The organism is Campylobacter concisus (assembly GCF_003048535.1).
Taxonomy (GTDB): domain Bacteria; phylum Campylobacterota; class Campylobacteria; order Campylobacterales; family Campylobacteraceae; genus Campylobacter_A; species Campylobacter_A concisus_S.
This window is the reverse complement of sequence record NZ_PIRQ01000011.1, coordinates 23,343-38,921: the sequence shown is the minus strand read 5'-3', so window position 1 is coordinate 38,921 and position 15,579 is coordinate 23,343. Positions and strand designations below refer to the sequence as shown.

The following is a 15,579-nucleotide window of genomic DNA, read 5'->3' as shown; positions in this document are numbered from 1 at the left end:
CTTTATTATCACTAAACTTTAATTTAGCATCAAATGCCTTCTCTTTTATAGCATGCTCAAACTCATATATAACTAGCTTATCATCTTTAAATTTAATATATAAAGGTATCTTTATATCTATTCTTATTTGTACATATTTAATATTGTATCTCTGCGGTAAGTGACCATACTTTCAACCCAAATTTTCTTTGCAAGCTTTTTACAGTCTTTATTCAAAAACTTTTTAGGTATTGTCTTTTTTTCACAGTTATAATCATAATCATCTGTTGCAAATGATAAATTTACAGCTACAAGTAAAGCTAAGATTATTTTAAAGATTGATTTCATAAATATATCGCTCATTATTAATCGGGTAAATTTTTAGACGTAAAACTATAAACATCTACGCTACCATCTTCTTCTTCATATAGCCATAATTCACAGCTTGATTTAGAATATTTATCGGCATGGAAATGTAGTTGTACCAAAAGACTTTTGTTGTTTAACCACTTAAAATCAAAGTCGTAACAAAAATTTTTATTACACTCTTTGTATTTTTGGTTTTTTAGATGTTGTATTTCTTTAATTTTTAAGTCGTAGTCTCCATATAAATTTAAAATAGGCTCTTTGTATATATTTAATATAGTTGTTTGACGATAGGAAACCTTGCTTTCATTCCAAATGTCTTTTGATATTGTTTTGCAACCTTGACTCAAAAACTTTTTTGATATTGTCTTTTGCTTCCAGCTATCATAATAATCATCTATTGCAAATGATAAATTTACAGCTACAAGTAAAGCTAAGATTATTTTAAAGATTATCCTCATAATATTTCTCCAAAAGTATTTTTATATCCCTCTTTTAATATCTCGATAGGATCTGCTAAGTCTTTACGTCTTTTAAATTTATTGTTTGGATCATTGGTGACGGTTAAAGGATCATCTTTGTTGGCTCCATTTGTAAAGTACTCAAAGTGAAGCATGGTTACTATTTTTTTATCAACTATATTTGGGTGATCACCGTTATCAATCATTAGTCCAGAATATCCTATAACCTGACCTTTTCGCACCATATCACCCGCTTTTACTTTTACTCTTGAAGGATCAACCTCGCCATATCTTATTATAAAGCTACCAAATTCTACTGTGTCGTATTTTATCGTTATGTGATCGGTTTTACAGTAAAAATTACCAGTCTTTATTACTTCGCCATCAGCTATAGATACTATCTCTACATCTGACTTAAATGTTTTTATGTCTGCATTCTTTTTAAAAGGCATATCTGTATATAGATCTCTTGCGGCGTGTTGTCTTTTGCCATTGTTTCTATTTCTGCCAAATATTGCTTGGCTCTCGCCCTTGTCTCCCAACATAAGCGTCCAATCATATTCCATACCTTTATCATTTAAAGGTTTGATTTTTAGTGGAAAAACTATCTCATTGCTCATCTCCACTTTTACTAAGACTTCTTCATCCCCATCCACCCACATACCACTATCTACTTTAGTTAAACTCTTTGATTCATTAAAAGAGTTAATAAATTCATCCATATTCTCTTTACTTAATAAATTTATACCAAGCTTATCATCTTTATCTGCATTAGACTGATTATTAGAGCTCTCTTCTTTTGCATAAATTTGATAGCTCTTATTTGTCTTTTCATCACTTTTTAACTTTTTGCTTAGTTTGTCGTCTTCATATATATTTATCTCATTTGAAGAGATATTTTTACTTATATATAAGTAATTACCATTTTTTATTAAAGCATCGTCTTTATTATCACTAAACTTTAATTTAGCATCAAATGCCTTCTCTTTTATAGCATGCTCAAACTCATATATAACTAGCTTATCATCTTTAAATTTAATATATAAAGGTATCTTTATATCTATTCTTATATGATTTTTGCCATATCTTGTATAAAACTTAAATTTATCCTTATCACCTTCAAGATATGCAAAAAATACTATAGTATGACCACCTTGCTTTAGCTTATCTAGATCATCTTTTTGTATAACATCTGAAATTTTAAATGTTATCTCTTTACCTTTTTGATCTTTTAAGCCTACTACATCTTTTGGATTTGATTTGGATAGTTCATCATACTCTTTACTTTTTATGACCTTATATCCCCAAAGTATCTCTTTATATCTCTTACTACCTTTTTCTTGTTTATATATAGCTTTTAAGCATATTGGCTCATTTGTCTTAAATGGATACTCACTATCAGAGATTACATTTGTTATATGATCTGTTATATCTCTTAACGAGACCTTATTGCTATAGCAAAAGTTAGAGCTACTCTTATCTTGATATCCTAAAGATATTACAGCTGTATCAGAGTGAGCATGAATATCTTTAGTGCTATAAACTTTACTTAGATCACTTGAATAAAGTATAAATTTAGTATCTCCTTTATTCTCTTTGTCTATTGGGATATTAAATGTAGCTGTATATGAGTTCTTGATATCTGAGTCTTCATTTTTTACTAAAGATATACTCTCATATATACTTTTATCAAAGCAGTGATGAAGATATATCTTATCTATATCTTCACTTACCTTACCATCTTCGTTTTCAATGATGAGATTGTTTATTGTAAGAGTAAGACCTGAACTTGATGCTGATGTAGGCACTACATTGTTGCCATGAGCTAGACGAAGCTTTATATCAAACATAGCTGAGTCTTTATCATCTCTTAGGGTAAAGTTATTCTCTTTAGCGAAATTTAATAAAGAGAAATTTAGGTGTTTGTTGTTAGACGTTTGGTCTTCAAAGTACTTCATGCTTATAGCGCCATCTTCTAGCTTATATTCTATATCATCACTATTTTGCTTTATGCTAGTAAAGGTAGCACCATTTATCTTATCTTCTTCATTTTTGTTTTCTTGATAGAGTATTACCATATCTTTGCTCTTTGCATTTTTAAATTTTATCTCTTCATTTTTACTATCTTCGTAAGAGTCAAATTTAAAGTCAGTAAGTATTAGCTCACATAAATTTACCTTGCCGTAGTTTGGCCTACTAGAATTTAGCTCTTTTGGATTTAGCTCACTGCAATCAAATGGAGTCTGATTAGCTAGCACGACGGTAAATTCGCTCTTTTTAGGTTGAAAGACTCTAATAGGAGTTGTCATCTTCCTTGGACATAGTAAGAGTATATTTTCTTGTTTGTAAAATTCCTCCTCTCTTTGCCTTAGGAGCTTATTTATTCTTGAAGTGTTTGAAGCATTTGAGCTGATTAAATTTACGCAGTATATGTTTTCAAGGCTAAAGATCTTTGTACTTTGAGTGCTTAATAAAGAATTTATCTTTGTAACAAATGGCTGAAATAAAGCCTCATACTTTGATGCATCTGATGCGTTTAAATTTGATCCATTTTCTTGAAGCTTCATAAATTCTAAATGAGTGACGTTTTGGACGATCTCTTTATTGTTTTGATTTTTTGATTTATATTTCGCTTTGGATATATTTAAATGGCTAAAAACATCTATACACTCGGCAAAATTAACATTTTGCTCATCGCTTTCATAAAGCCCAAACTGATTTGAAATTTTTTCTCGCAAAAGAGATGTTTTATTGCTTGCCTCATCACTAAAGCTTTCATATGCTAGCCAAAACCAAGCCTTAAAACGATTTTTGCTTTTGATGTAGCTTGCTAGGGATGGATCAATATTACTTTTCTTGTTGATATAAAGAAGTGCTAAAAGTGCGACATGCTCTCTTGAAATTTGGCTATTTTTATCTGAAGTGAGTGAAACGGCTTGCAAATTTTTAAGTGGAGAGTTGTTTAATTTTTGATTTATCTCTTGGATTAGCGGCGTAAGCTTTTGCTCCAAGATGGCATTTAGCTGATCTTCTGAGCTAAATTCAAGCTCAGGCAAAGTATCGGCACCTCCAGACTTTGCATAAGCTTCTTTTGCGGCATCATTTATCTTTTTTAAAAGTTCATCTGTATCTATCTTTTCTATGGTAGTCTTACTCGTGGTGTTAGCAATAGTTTGCTTGACATCTTTTATGACTTTGTCTTTGTTGTTTTTATAAATTTGAGTACAAATAAGTTCTATATCATCTTTTAGGCTAAAGCCATATCCAATAAGTAGTTTGTTGTTAGATATAAATGGCCTACTTATGTCATTGTCATATGAAAATTTTATAATATCTATTAAATTTCTTTTAAAATTTACATCATTTCTGGGCGTTAGAGGCATTAAACTTCCTTGGAAATTTTTGCTAAATATTAGCACAAACTTAAAAAGTATTCAACAATAAAACTTTATAGTAAAAATTTATGTCAAAAATATAAATTTGAATGTTTTTATTTTTAACAAGGCTACTTAAAAGGGCTTGTAAAATTAAAGCGCCTTTATAAACTCTTTAAATTTATCGCCTCGCTCGGCATAGCTCTTAAACTGATCAAGACTTGCAGCTGCCGGGCTTAGAAGCGCTATCTCGCTAGTCTTTAGCTCTTTATTTATCTCATTTACAGCATTTTGTAAAAAGTCGCATTTCAAAGCCGGTATGCCAAATTTAGTCGCTAATTTCATGAGCTTGTCGCTATTTGAGCCGATGGCGTAAATTTTTACTCTTAAGCTCTTTAAGTCTTCAAAAAGTGGCGTCATGTCAACACCCTTATCATCGCCGCCAAGTATTAGATGTATGAAATGATCTTTGTAGCGTTTTACAGCCTGTATGCTCGCATCAATGTTAGTCGCTTTTGTGTCATTGACCCAGGTTTTGCCATTTTTATCGCTAAATTCTTCGAGCTTGTTTGCTTCAATAACAAAGGTATTTAAAAGCTCCACTTCGCAGCGGTCAAATAAAATTTTCTCCACCGCTAATGCAAGCAGTGCATCAAGTAAAAATGGCGTTTTAAAATTTATATCATCTACGCTTACACCACAAAATTTAGCCAGATCGCTCTCATCTTTGTAAGCGATCACTTTTGCCTTTGTTGGCGTATTGGCATAAATTTCAGGCACTATCGCCACGCTACTTTCGCTCATGTTAGCAAGCGGCTTTAGCTTAGCCTCTTCGTACTCGCTCATGTCGCCATGCCAGCTTAGATGATCTGGAGTGATCGGCAAAAGCACGTAGATACCAGGTGTAGCGTGATTTGTGTAGTGAAGTGTAAATGAGCTAGTCTCAAGTATCCAAATTTTAGCGTTTGAGTCTAAATTTGCCAGCGCGATGCCAACGTTGCCGCCCATTACCGAGCCCTTGCTCTCTAGTAGGTGCTGTGTCATCTTTGTGGTCGTAGTCTTGCCATTTGTACCGCTTATCCAGATATTAAATGGCAGATTTTCTTTATAAATTTCATAAAAATAGTCATACTCGCTAACTAAATTCTTAGCTTTTTTAATAAGCTTGTGATGAGGCGGAATGCCCGGACTTGGTATCTCTAGGCTACTTTTTGCTGGATCAAATTCGCTAACTGGCAAAAGAGTATTGCCAAACTCATCTTTTGAAATTTCACTAAATTTATCATCATAGATATCCCAAAGGCCATCTTTTGTAAAATTTTTTGCGATCGCTTTTATCGTGCCACCGTAGCCAAATAGTGATTTTCTCATGGCTTTCCTTATCTGATCTTTAGCGCAGTTAGTGCGATTAGATTTGCTAAAAGTGCGATTATCCAAAAGCGAACGATGATCTTATTTTCTGCCCAGCCTTTTATCTCGAAATGGTGATGTATAGGCGCCATGAGAAAAATTCTGCGTTTAAAAATTTTAAAGCTGCCCACTTGTAAGATGACGCTTAGGGTCTCAACCACAAAGATAAGGCCGATGATAATGAGTAAAATTTCGTTTTTGGTCGCAACGCCCATAAAACCGATATATGCTCCAACGCTTAAGCTACCGCTATCGCCCATAAAGACTTCGGCTGGATGGCAGTTAAACCATAAAAAGCCCATTAATGAGCCAATTAGGGCTGAAGAGACAACAACGCTTTCACCAACGCCTATTATCTTTGGCAAGAGTAAATATGAGCTAAAGACAGCGTGTCCGCAGATATAAGCAAAAACGCCAAGTGTTAAAAGTGAAAATATCGATGGCACAGTAGCTAGCCCGTCAAGTCCGTCTGTTAAATTTACGGCATTTGATGCAGCGACTATGACCAGTGTCCAAAAGAAAATGGCAAAAATTTTTAAATCTAAAATAGGTTGCTTAAAAAAAGGTAGATAAAACTCGGTGCTAAGCTCGTGACTCGCATATAAAAAAACAGAAATTATAAAGGCTATTAAAAACTGGAAAAAGAGCTTTGCTTTTGGGCTTAGGCCAGCGTGATTTTTAGCGCCTAAAATTTTACTGTAATCATCTTTGAAGCCAAGCAAAGTAAAGCCAACTAGACAAAAAAGTGAAGCTAGAATAAATGTGTTATCTAGCCTTGCACAAATGATCACAGCAATCACGGCTGTAGAAACAAATACAAGTCCGCCCATAGTCGGCGTTTTGGCCTTTTTTTGGTGGGTTTGTGGGGCAAGCTCGTAGATAGGCTGGGCGGCGTTTTTTGTCTTTGCCCAAGCGATAAATTTGGGCATCAAATAAGTTGTGAGTGCAAAAGCGATGAAAAAAGCGATACCAGCACGGACGGTGATGTATTGAAAGATATTAAAATTTAAAATTTCATAGATATAGTAAAACATGGGAGCCTTTATTTTTAAAAAAAGCAATTTTAGTATAATGGCCTTAAAAATTATCTAAAATTAAGGATAAATTTTCAAAATGAGTCAAAAAACTATTTTAATAATAACTGATGGTATTGGATTTAATAAAAGCGCTAAATTTAACGCATTTGAGGCGGCTAAAAAGCCAAACTACGATAAATTTTTTAAAGAAATTCCAAACTCGCTCATAAAGACATCTGGAAACGCTGTGGGACTACCTGAAGGGCAGATGGGAAACAGCGAAGTAGGGCACATGTGCATAGGAAGCGGTCGAGTTTTATATCAAAATTTGGTCAAAATTTCACGTAGCTTTGCTGATGGCTCGTTAGCAGAAAATGAAGCTTTAAAAGCTCTTTTTAAAAAGTGTAAAAGAGTCCACGTTATAGGGCTTTATAGCGACGGCGGCGTGCACTCACATATGGAGCATTTTGATGGCATGTGCGAGCTTGCTAGCAAAAATGGTTGCGAAGTTTTTGCCCATGCTATCACCGACGGACGCGATGTTAGCCCAAATAGTGGTCTAAATTTTATAAAAAGCTTGGAGGCTAAATTTAAAGTTGCTACCGTTTGTGGAAGATTTTACGCGATGGATAGAGATAAACGTTGGGAACGCGTAAAAGAGGCTTATGATAGCTTGGTAAATGGAGCAAATTTAAGCAGCTTATCGCCAAGTGGGTATCTGCAAAAAAGCTACGACGAGGGCGTGACTGACGAGTTTGTAAAGCCAGCAAGCTTTAATGGCTTTAAAGGCATAGGCAAAGATGATGGCGTGATCTTTGTAAATTTTAGAAATGATAGAGCAAGAGAAATTTGCCAGGCTCTAGGCGAGGAGAAATTTGGCGAGTTTGAGCGACCTTTTGCTATCAAAAATTTAATCACTATGACCGAATATGACGCAAATTTTAAATTTGATGTGCTATTTAAAAATGAAAAGATAAAAAATACCTTAAGCGAGGTCATAGCAGCGGCTGGATTAAGGCAGCTTCACACGGCTGAGACTGAAAAATATGCCCACGTCACATTTTTCTTTAATGGTGGCGTCGAGGAGTTAGCCAGCAATGAAACAAGGGTGCTCATCCCTAGCCCAAAGGTAAAAACCTACGACGAGAAGCCAGAGATGAGCGCAGCAGAAGTTTGCAAAGCCGTGCTAAAAGGTATGGATGACGAGCAAGACTTCATCGTGGTAAATTTCGCAAATGGCGATATGGTAGGACACACTGGAAATTACGAGGCCGCTATAAAGGCGGTAGAGGCAGTAGATACGGCTCTTGGAGAAATTTGCACTAAGGCAAAAGAGAAAAACTATGCGATGATCATCACGAGCGATCACGGAAACTGCGAAGAGATGCGCGATAGCAGCGGCGAGCTACTGACAAACCACACTACCTATGATGTCTTTTGTTTTGTGATGGCTGATGGCGTAAAAAAGGTAAAAAATGGCGGTCTAAACAACATCGCTCCTAGTGTTTTAAAGATCATGGGGCTTGAAATTCCAACTGAGATGGACGAGGCGTTAATATAAAAGAATGGAGCTAGTCGAGTTTTTTGGAGCGGATAAAGTCATAACCTTCATGCTCCTTTTTGCACGTCTTAGTGGGCTTATTGTGTTTTTTCCATTCTTTTCTCACAATCAAATCCCGCTTAGCATAAAAACTTTGCTAGTTTTCGCCCTTTGTGTCGTACTTTTCCCGCTCTCACACGCCCATGAGCATACTATAAATTTTTTGATTATGGAAATTTTAAGTGAGGCTATGCTCGGACTTTGCGCTGGGCTTTTGCTAAATATCGTTTTTGCAATACTTCAAATGGCTGGCGAGCAGATCTCAATGATCATGGGTTTTTCGATGGCTTCAGTGCTTGATCCACAAACTGGTACAAATTCGCCAGTAATTGCAAATATTCTAAATTTTATCGCGCTTCTTGCATTTTTGATGCTTGATGGGCATCATTTGATATTACAGTTTTATTCCACTTCACTTTCTGCTATACCGCTTGGAGATTTTTATCCAAGAAGTGGTGTGATGAGCTACGCCCTAAAGCTCTTTGGTAATCTTTTTATGTTTGGATTTGTTCTGGCTTTCCCTATCATCGCGCTTTCTATACTTTCAGATGCTATTTTTGGCATGCTTATGAAAACTATGCCACAATTTAACCTATTAGTTGTTGGTTATCCTATTAAGGTAAGTATCGGCTTTTCGGTTTTGATAGCTATTTTAGCCGGCATTGTAAAAATCATAACTGATATGATGGTTCAAATTTTAAACGATATGCCAGCACTATTTTTTTAAGTAAATAGCAATGAAATTTATCATAAAATACAGCCTCAAGTGCTTCAAGGAGGGATTATGAAAGTTGCGCTAGTAAATAAAAACCCAGCAGTTTCTCGCCTTATAACGCTAAGTCTAAATAAGCTAGGCATAGAATATAGCGAATTTGACGATATTAATAGTGTTGGAGATCAATTTGATTATATTATCATCGATAGTGATATGGATAGTAGCGATGTTAATTTAAATCAAAATATAATGTATCTAGCACCTAGAGGCGGTGAAAAGCCAGATTTTGCTGACGTTATGCTTGAAAAACCATTTTTGCCAACGGAATTTATTAGTTTGTTTGAACAAAATAGAGATTCTGGCAGTGAAGCAGAGCCAGAGCTTGGGCTAGACGAGCCTGCAAATTTTGATGACTTTGACGAAAGCAATAAAAACTTTGATGATTTAGAAAATTTTGAACTTCCAGAAATTGATATGGGTCTTGAAAATTTAGCAAAAGAAGATGATGAGGCAGATAAATTTGATAATGAGGCTTTAGATGATGAGTTTTTACAAGAGGAGCTAAGTGAACTAGAGACCGAGGATTTAAAGGATAAAGATATCAGTTTTAATGAAACAGACACTGAACTCATAGATGATGATATTATAAATGACATAGCTAGCAAATATATGGCTGATTCAGAAGATATAGACAAATCCTTAGAACAAAACAATGAGCCGCCTATGACAAAAGAAGAGCATAGCAATGACTTTGATGAGCTTAGTTCACTTGTGGATGAGATAGATGATATGGGCGAGAGCGACTTGGCAGATGAAGAGGCTAAAAACGAACTTGATAAAATGGTCGAGCAAAATTCTCAAAATTTAGAAACTGCCGAGCTTAATGAAGATTTTGTAGATGATATAAGCCAAAGTAAAAAAGAGCTCAGTGAGATCGAATCTTTGGATAAAGAGCTAAACGAAGAACCTAGCGAAGATAACGAAAATTTTGATGAGCTAGAGACTGATTTTGGTAGTGATGAAAATTTTGAGCCTGAAAGCAGCGAGGCAAATTTGATAGATAAAGCTAGTCAAAATTTAGAGGAAGATATAGATAAAGAATCTACCAAAGAAGCAGAGGACATTTCTTTGGATGAAGATATAGACCTTGAAAAAGAGCCAGCCGAAGAAGATCATGAAGAAATTTCTGAAGAAGTCCTTGCTCAAGAAGATCTAGGTATGGTAGATGAGACATTTGAGGAAGAAAATTTTAAAGAAGAGACGTTGGGTAGCCCAAATTTTGATGTAGCGTCTATTGAAGAAATAGATGAAAATACGATGCAAGCAGCATTTGGATTAAATAATGCACCACAAACTAGCTCATGCGATGAAACAAAAATCGATGCTGACTATAAAGAAGAGCTAACCAAAAAGATCACAAAACATGTCCATGAGTCGTTAAATGAAAGCTCGCTAAGAGATGTGCTAAAAGATATGAATATAAAGATAAATATAAGTTTTGAGGAAAAGTAGTTGCAAGGACAAATTTTAGTAATTTCTGGGCCTAGCGGAAGTGGGAAAAGTACGCTTTTGGGCCGTCTTTTAAAGGAAGAGAAGGATCTTTATTTTTCTATTTCAAGCACGACAAGGGCAAAAAGAGAAGGCGAAGTCGATGGAGTGGATTACTATTTTATAAAAGAAGATGAGTTTAAAAGCGGCATAGAAAAGGGTGAATTTTTAGAATGGGCGCAGGTACATAAAAACTATTATGGCACGAGCCTAAAACCAGTTTTGGCAGCACTTGAGGCTGGGAAGATAGTTATATTTGATATCGACGTGCAAGGCTTTCACATCGCACTTGAAAAATTTAGAAGCTACATAACCTCAGTTTTTATCACGACTGCAAATAAAAAAGAGCTTAAAAAACGCTTGAAAAACCGCGGAACTGATAGCGACGAAACGATAGAAAATCGCCTAATGAACGCGGTTGGTGAGATGGAGCACATCTTAGAATATGATTATTTTTTGGTAAATGATGACATTGAAAAGAGTTATAAAGGATTAAAATCAATTCTTAGAGCGATGAGGCTAAAAAGCGCGAAAATAGACTTAAGACGCGTTATTGATGAGTGGATAGATTGCTAGAAATTCAGGAATTTATGATAACATTTTGAAAAATTTATTGAGGAGAAAAAATGGGTTCTTTTAGTATTGGTCACTGGCTAGTTGTTTTAGCGATTATTGTTTTACTTTTTGGAGCAAAGAAGATCCCAGAACTTGCAAAAGGACTAGGCAAAGGCATAAAGACTTTTAAGGCTGAGATGGAAGATACAACACCTGAAAAAAGTGAGAAAGTCGAGCATAAAGAAGAGAATGCCGATAGCCAAAAAATAGAAGAAACAACTAAAAACGCATAGGTTTTAGAGTTGAAAAATAAAATAAAAGCTGAAATTTCAAAGGTTTTAGAGCGTGAATTTGTGCTTGAAAAGCCAAAGGATAAAAATTTAGCCCACTATGCTACGCCACTTTTTAGCCTAGCAAAGGAGTTAAGAAAGTCACCAGCCATGATAGCTAGCGAGTTTGCTGATAAATTTAGTGATAGCAAAATAGTTGAAGCTAGTGCAGTAAATGGCTACTTAAATTTCAAGCTAAAAAGCGAGTTTTTAGATGAAATTTCAAAGCAAATTTTGCTAGATAGCGAAAATTTTGCAAAAGAAGATGCGAAAAAAGATAGCTACTTAATAGAATACATTAGTGCAAATCCAACTGGGCCACTTCACATCGGACATGTTAGAGGCGCAGTTTACGGTGATACTTTGGCAAGACTTGGTAAAAGACTTGGCTACGCTATCTCAACAGAATACTATATAAACGATGCTGGTAATCAAATCGACCTACTTGGCACTTCGATATCACTTGCGGCAAAAGAGCAGCTTTTTAACGAAAGCGTTGTCTATCCAGAGAAATACTACCGCGGGGATTATATTTTAGATATTGCTAAGCTTGCAAATGAGAAATTTGGCAAGGAAATTTTTTATGACGAGAGCAGAAATCTCGAGCTTGCCGAGTTTGGCAAGGATATCGTGCTTGAGATTATCAAAAAAGATTTAGCGGACGTTGGGATATTTATAGAGAGCTGGGCTAGCGAGAAAGCTCTTTATGATGGCCTAGAGCCAACTATAAACAAGCTAAAACGTTCAAATCAAATGTATGAAAAAGAGGGTGCTACTTATATCGCTTCGACCACACTTGGCGATGATAACGATAGGGTTGTGGTTAGAAATGATGGTAGACCGACATATCTAGCTGGCGACATCATCTATCATAACGCCAAATTTGAGAAAAATTTCGATCACTACATAAACATTTGGGGTGCTGACCACCACGGGTATATTGCAAGGCTAAAGGCTGCGATAAATTTCCTTGGATACGATGAAAATAAGCTTGAAGTGATACTTATGCAGATGGTTAGTTTGCTAAAAGATGGCAAGCCATACAAGATGAGCAAGCGCGCTGGTAATGCTGTACTGATGAGCGATATCGTAAGTGAGATCGGTGCTGAGGCGCTTAGATTTATCTTTATAAGCAAGGCAAACACGAGTAGTTTGGAATTTGACGTAGATGAGCTTAAAAAAGAGGACAGCTCAAATCCGATTTTTTATATAAACTATGCTCATGCTAGGATAAATCAAGTCTTCGCAAAGGCTGGGAAAAATGTTCAAGATGTAATCAATGCAAACTTTGAATGCCTAGATGAAAATGCTAAAAATTTACTTTTTGAGGCGCTAATCTTACCTGAAATTTTAGAGGACGCTTTTATCTCAAGGCAGCTTCAAAAGATACCAGACTATCTAAAGTCGTTGGCTGCTAGTTTTCATAAATTTTATAACGAAAACCGTGTGGTTGGAAACGAAAACGAAGATAGCTTACTAAAAGTCTTTGCAGTTGTTGCTATCTCGATAAAAACAGCATTTAATATAATGGGAATTACAGCTAAAGATAGGATGTAAAAGTTTAAAAATTTAATTAAAAAGGACTATTAAAATGAGCAGTATAAATTTTGGATTAATAGGCGCTAGTGGATACATAGCTCCGAGACATATGAGGGCTATTAAAGATACTGGAAATGAACTAATTGCAGCTTTAGATCCATATGATGGAATAGGAATAATGGATAGTTATTTTCCGCAAGCTTATTTTTTTACCGAGTATGAGAGATTTGATAGGTTTGTAGATAAATGGCGAAGAAATGGTAATAAAAAGATAGAATATATTGCAATTACTACTCCAAACTACTTGCACGATAGTCATATTCGTTTTGCTTTAAGGAGTGGAGCAAATGCTATCTGTGAGAAGCCATTGGTTTTAAATCCTCATAATATAGATCAATTAAAGATAATTGAAGAAGAAAGCGGTAAAAAAGTTTTTAATATTTTACAACTTAGGCTTCATGATTCGATTGTAGCACTAAAAAATAAAATTTCAAAAGAACTTTCGCAAAACCCAGATAGAATTTATGATGTAGATTTAACATATTTAACATCTCGTGGAAAATGGTATTTTATATCATGGAAAGGCAATGAAGATAAATCAGGCGGTGTTGCAACAAATATTGGTGTACATTTCTTTGATATGCTTTCTTGGATCTTTGGACCTATAGAAGAAAATATAGTCCATCTTAAGCAACCTGATACAAATGCAGGATATATGAGACTTAAAAATGCAAATGTTAGATGGTTTTTATCTGTCAACTATGATTATATTCCAGAGAATGTAAAAGATGGCGGAAAAAGGACCTTTAGAAGTATTAAAGTCGATGGTGATGAAGTAGAATTTTCTGATGGTTTCACTGATTTGCACACAAAAAGTTACGAACATATTCTTTCAGGAGAAGGTTTTGGCTTAGATGAGGCAAGAAACTCTATTAATATTGTTTCAAATATAAGAAAAATGTCGCCCATTGGATTAAAAGGAGAATATCATCCTTTTTGTAAAAAGGTAGTAGAATAATGTCATATTTTGCTCATGAAAGCTGTTTTGTAGACAGTGGTGCGACAATTGGTGAAAAAACAAAAATTTGGCATTTTTCTCACATTTTGACTAATTCCGTCATTGGTCGAAATTGTTCATTTGGGCAAAACTGTGTTGTTGGACCAAATGTTAAAATCGGCAATGGTGTAAAAGTACAAAATAATGTTTCAATATATGAGGGTGTTGAAATAGACGACGATGTCTTTTTGGGGCCATCTATGGTTTTTACTAATGTAATAAATCCACGCGCTTTTATAGTTAGAAAAGAAGAATTTAAGAAAACACATCTAAAAAAAGGTTGTAGTATTGGTGCAAATGCTACTATAGTTTGCGGTGTTACTATTGGCGAGTATGCACTTATAGGGAGTGGCGCTGTTGTAAATCGCAATGTAAAGCCTTATGCACTTATGGTTGGTGTGCCAGCGCGGCAAATAGGTTGGGTTAGCAAGGCAGGCAATACACTTAAATTTGATAGTAGTGGTTTATCTGTTGATGATTTTGATGGTAGTAGTTATAAAGTTATTGATGAAAATTTAATAGTAGTGAAAGAGTAAATATGAATATAGATTTTGCAAATTTAACCTATCAGCATGAACTTTATAAAGATGAGATTGAAGAAGCTATTTTAAAGGTTGCTAGAAATTGCAATTTTATAATGGGTAGTGAGATTTCTGAATTTGAAGCAGAGCTTGAGAAGTATATAGGTGTAAAATATGCTATAAGTTGCAGTAGTGGAACAGATGCCATTTTAATGGCTCTAATGGCTATTGATATTAAGCCAGGCGATGAAGTTATTACAACACCTTTTACTTTTATAGCAACATCTGAAATGATTGCTTTGCTTGGAGCAAAACCAGTTTTTGTTGATATTGATGAAAAAACTTATAATATAGATGCTAATAAAATAGAAGCAGCCATAACATCAAAAACGAAAGCTATACTTCCAGTTTCGCTTTATGGTCAACCTGCAGATATGGATGAAATTTTAAATATTGCCAACAAATATAACCTTAAAGTTATAGTTGATGGTGCTCAAAGTTTTGGATCAACATTCAATGAGATTAAAGATTTAGCTCTTGGTGATATTGCTACGACATCATTTTTTCCAGCTAAACCACTTGGTTGCTATGGTGATGGCGGTGCTATTTTTACAAATAATGAAAATTTGGCGAAAAAAATAAGGTCACTACGTTTACACGGTCAGTCAAAAAGATATCATCATCAGTATATTGGAATTGGTGGTAGACTAGATACGATTCAAGCAGCTGTTTTACTTGTGAAACTTGCGCATTATAAAAAAGATTTGACATTAAGGCAAGATGTGGCATCAAAATATACAAATGCCTTGCATGGAAAAGATGTCATATTACCTTATATTGATAGTAGAGCCAAATCCGCCTGGGCACAATATTCTATTAGAGTAAAAAATAGAGATGCAATACAATTAAAATTAAAAGAGGTGGGCATACCAACAGCAGTGCATTATCCTATGCCACTTCATTTGCAGGAGTGTTTTAAATATTTGGGATATAAGTCTGGGGACTTTCCTATAGCGGAAATGATTTCAAATGAGATAATGAGCTTACCTATGAATCCATATTTAAAAGATGTGGAAATTGAATTTATTGTAGAAAATTTAAAATAAATA

The 15,579-nt window shown here is 34.9% G+C and carries 14 protein-coding genes; 9 read left to right on the top strand and 5 right to left on the bottom strand.

Annotated elements, in window-relative coordinates; translation table 11 throughout:
* Positions 1 to 123: 123 nt before the first annotated feature.
* The 5 genes from CVS93_RS09290 to mraY all read right to left on the bottom strand — a co-directional run bounded on the left by CVS93_RS09290 (position 124) and on the right by mraY (position 6,624).
* Entirely contained in the window at positions 124 to 327 is a 204-nt protein-coding gene (locus tag CVS93_RS09290; protein WP_107687413.1) for a hypothetical protein, read from the bottom strand.
* 17 nt (positions 328 to 344) lie between these two features.
* Positions 345 to 806, bottom strand: coding sequence for a hypothetical protein (locus CVS93_RS09285; RefSeq protein ID WP_107687412.1), 462 nt, complete (start codon positions 804 to 806; stop codon positions 345 to 347).
* Complete coding sequence (locus CVS93_RS09985) at positions 803 to 4,189, bottom strand: M23 family metallopeptidase (RefSeq protein WP_234400128.1); 3,387 nt, start codon at positions 4,187 to 4,189, stop codon at positions 803 to 805. The genes CVS93_RS09285 and CVS93_RS09985 overlap by 4 nt, the downstream gene beginning before the upstream one ends.
* Before the next feature lie 144 nt (positions 4,190 to 4,333).
* Complete coding sequence (gene murD / locus CVS93_RS09275) at positions 4,334 to 5,551, bottom strand: UDP-N-acetylmuramoyl-L-alanine--D-glutamate ligase (RefSeq protein ID WP_107687411.1); 1,218 nt, start codon at positions 5,549 to 5,551, stop codon at positions 4,334 to 4,336.
* Between the two features lie 8 nt (positions 5,552 to 5,559).
* Positions 5,560 to 6,624 (bottom strand): phospho-N-acetylmuramoyl-pentapeptide-transferase, encoded by a 1,065-nt coding sequence (mraY, locus tag CVS93_RS09270; RefSeq protein WP_107687410.1) that lies wholly within the window; start codon positions 6,622 to 6,624, stop codon positions 5,560 to 5,562.
* 79 nt (positions 6,625 to 6,703) lie between these two features.
* Here mraY and gpmI point away from each other — a divergent pair, with 79 nt between their 5' ends.
* The 9 genes from gpmI to CVS93_RS09225 are packed head-to-tail and all read left to right on the top strand — an operon-like array spanning position 6,704 to position 15,576.
* Complete coding sequence (gpmI, locus tag CVS93_RS09265) at positions 6,704 to 8,167, top strand: 2,3-bisphosphoglycerate-independent phosphoglycerate mutase (protein ID WP_107687409.1); 1,464 nt, start codon at positions 6,704 to 6,706, stop codon at positions 8,165 to 8,167.
* Between the two features lie 4 nt (positions 8,168 to 8,171).
* Positions 8,172 to 8,933: a flagellar biosynthetic protein FliR gene (gene fliR, locus CVS93_RS09260; RefSeq protein ID WP_107687408.1), complete on the top strand. Its 762-nt coding sequence runs from the start codon at positions 8,172 to 8,174 to the stop codon at positions 8,931 to 8,933.
* Positions 8,934 to 8,990: 57 nt separating this feature from the next.
* Positions 8,991 to 10,433, top strand: coding sequence for a Highly acidic protein (locus CVS93_RS09255; RefSeq protein WP_107687407.1), 1,443 nt, complete (start codon positions 8,991 to 8,993; stop codon positions 10,431 to 10,433).
* Positions 10,434 to 11,045: a guanylate kinase gene (gene gmk, locus CVS93_RS09250; protein ID WP_107687406.1), complete on the top strand. Its 612-nt coding sequence runs from the start codon at positions 10,434 to 10,436 to the stop codon at positions 11,043 to 11,045. It begins immediately after the preceding gene.
* A 50-nt stretch (positions 11,046 to 11,095) separates the two neighbouring features.
* On the top strand, positions 11,096 to 11,317 hold the full coding sequence (tatA, locus tag CVS93_RS09245; protein WP_021091616.1) for a twin-arginine translocase TatA/TatE family subunit: 222 nt from the start codon (positions 11,096 to 11,098) through the stop codon (positions 11,315 to 11,317).
* A gap of 9 nt (positions 11,318 to 11,326) precedes the next feature.
* Positions 11,327 to 12,910, top strand: coding sequence for an arginine--tRNA ligase (gene argS, locus CVS93_RS09240; protein ID WP_107687405.1), 1,584 nt, complete (start codon positions 11,327 to 11,329; stop codon positions 12,908 to 12,910).
* A 34-nt stretch (positions 12,911 to 12,944) separates the two neighbouring features.
* A complete protein-coding gene (locus CVS93_RS09235) occupies positions 12,945 to 13,910 on the top strand; it encodes a Gfo/Idh/MocA family oxidoreductase (protein ID WP_103600648.1) in 966 nt (321 codons plus the stop codon).
* On the top strand, positions 13,910 to 14,485 hold the full coding sequence (locus CVS93_RS09230) for an acyltransferase (RefSeq protein WP_199907253.1): 576 nt from the start codon (positions 13,910 to 13,912) through the stop codon (positions 14,483 to 14,485). The genes CVS93_RS09235 and CVS93_RS09230 overlap by 1 nt, the downstream gene beginning before the upstream one ends.
* Positions 14,486 to 14,487: 2 nt before the next feature.
* A complete protein-coding gene (locus tag CVS93_RS09225) occupies positions 14,488 to 15,576 on the top strand; it encodes a DegT/DnrJ/EryC1/StrS family aminotransferase (RefSeq protein ID WP_107687403.1) in 1,089 nt (362 codons plus the stop codon).
* Positions 15,577 to 15,579: the final 3 nt, after the last annotated feature.

Bases quoted from the DNA above. Each gene is read 5' to 3' on its own strand.
- gpmI (WP_107687409.1), top strand. From the start codon at position 6,704: ATGAGTCAAAAAACTATTTTAATAATAACTGATGGTATTGGATTTAAT.
- CVS93_RS09985 (WP_234400128.1), bottom strand. From the start codon at position 4,189: ATGCCTCTAACGCCCAGAAATGATGTAAATTTTAAAAGAAATTTAATA.
- CVS93_RS09285 (WP_107687412.1), bottom strand. From the start codon at position 806: ATGAGGATAATCTTTAAAATAATCTTAGCTTTACTTGTAGCTGTAAAT.
- CVS93_RS09225 (WP_107687403.1), top strand. From the start codon at position 14,488: ATGAATATAGATTTTGCAAATTTAACCTATCAGCATGAACTTTATAAA.
- CVS93_RS09255 (WP_107687407.1), top strand. From the start codon at position 8,991: ATGAAAGTTGCGCTAGTAAATAAAAACCCAGCAGTTTCTCGCCTTATA.
- CVS93_RS09235 (WP_103600648.1), top strand. From the start codon at position 12,945: ATGAGCAGTATAAATTTTGGATTAATAGGCGCTAGTGGATACATAGCT.
- fliR (WP_107687408.1), top strand. From the start codon at position 8,172: ATGGAGCTAGTCGAGTTTTTTGGAGCGGATAAAGTCATAACCTTCATG.
- tatA (WP_021091616.1), top strand. From the start codon at position 11,096: ATGGGTTCTTTTAGTATTGGTCACTGGCTAGTTGTTTTAGCGATTATT.
- murD (WP_107687411.1), bottom strand. From the start codon at position 5,551: ATGAGAAAATCACTATTTGGCTACGGTGGCACGATAAAAGCGATCGCA.
- CVS93_RS09230 (WP_199907253.1), top strand. From the start codon at position 13,910: ATGTCATATTTTGCTCATGAAAGCTGTTTTGTAGACAGTGGTGCGACA.
- CVS93_RS09290 (WP_107687413.1), bottom strand. From the start codon at position 327: ATGAAATCAATCTTTAAAATAATCTTAGCTTTACTTGTAGCTGTAAAT.
- mraY (WP_107687410.1), bottom strand. From the start codon at position 6,624: ATGTTTTACTATATCTATGAAATTTTAAATTTTAATATCTTTCAATAC.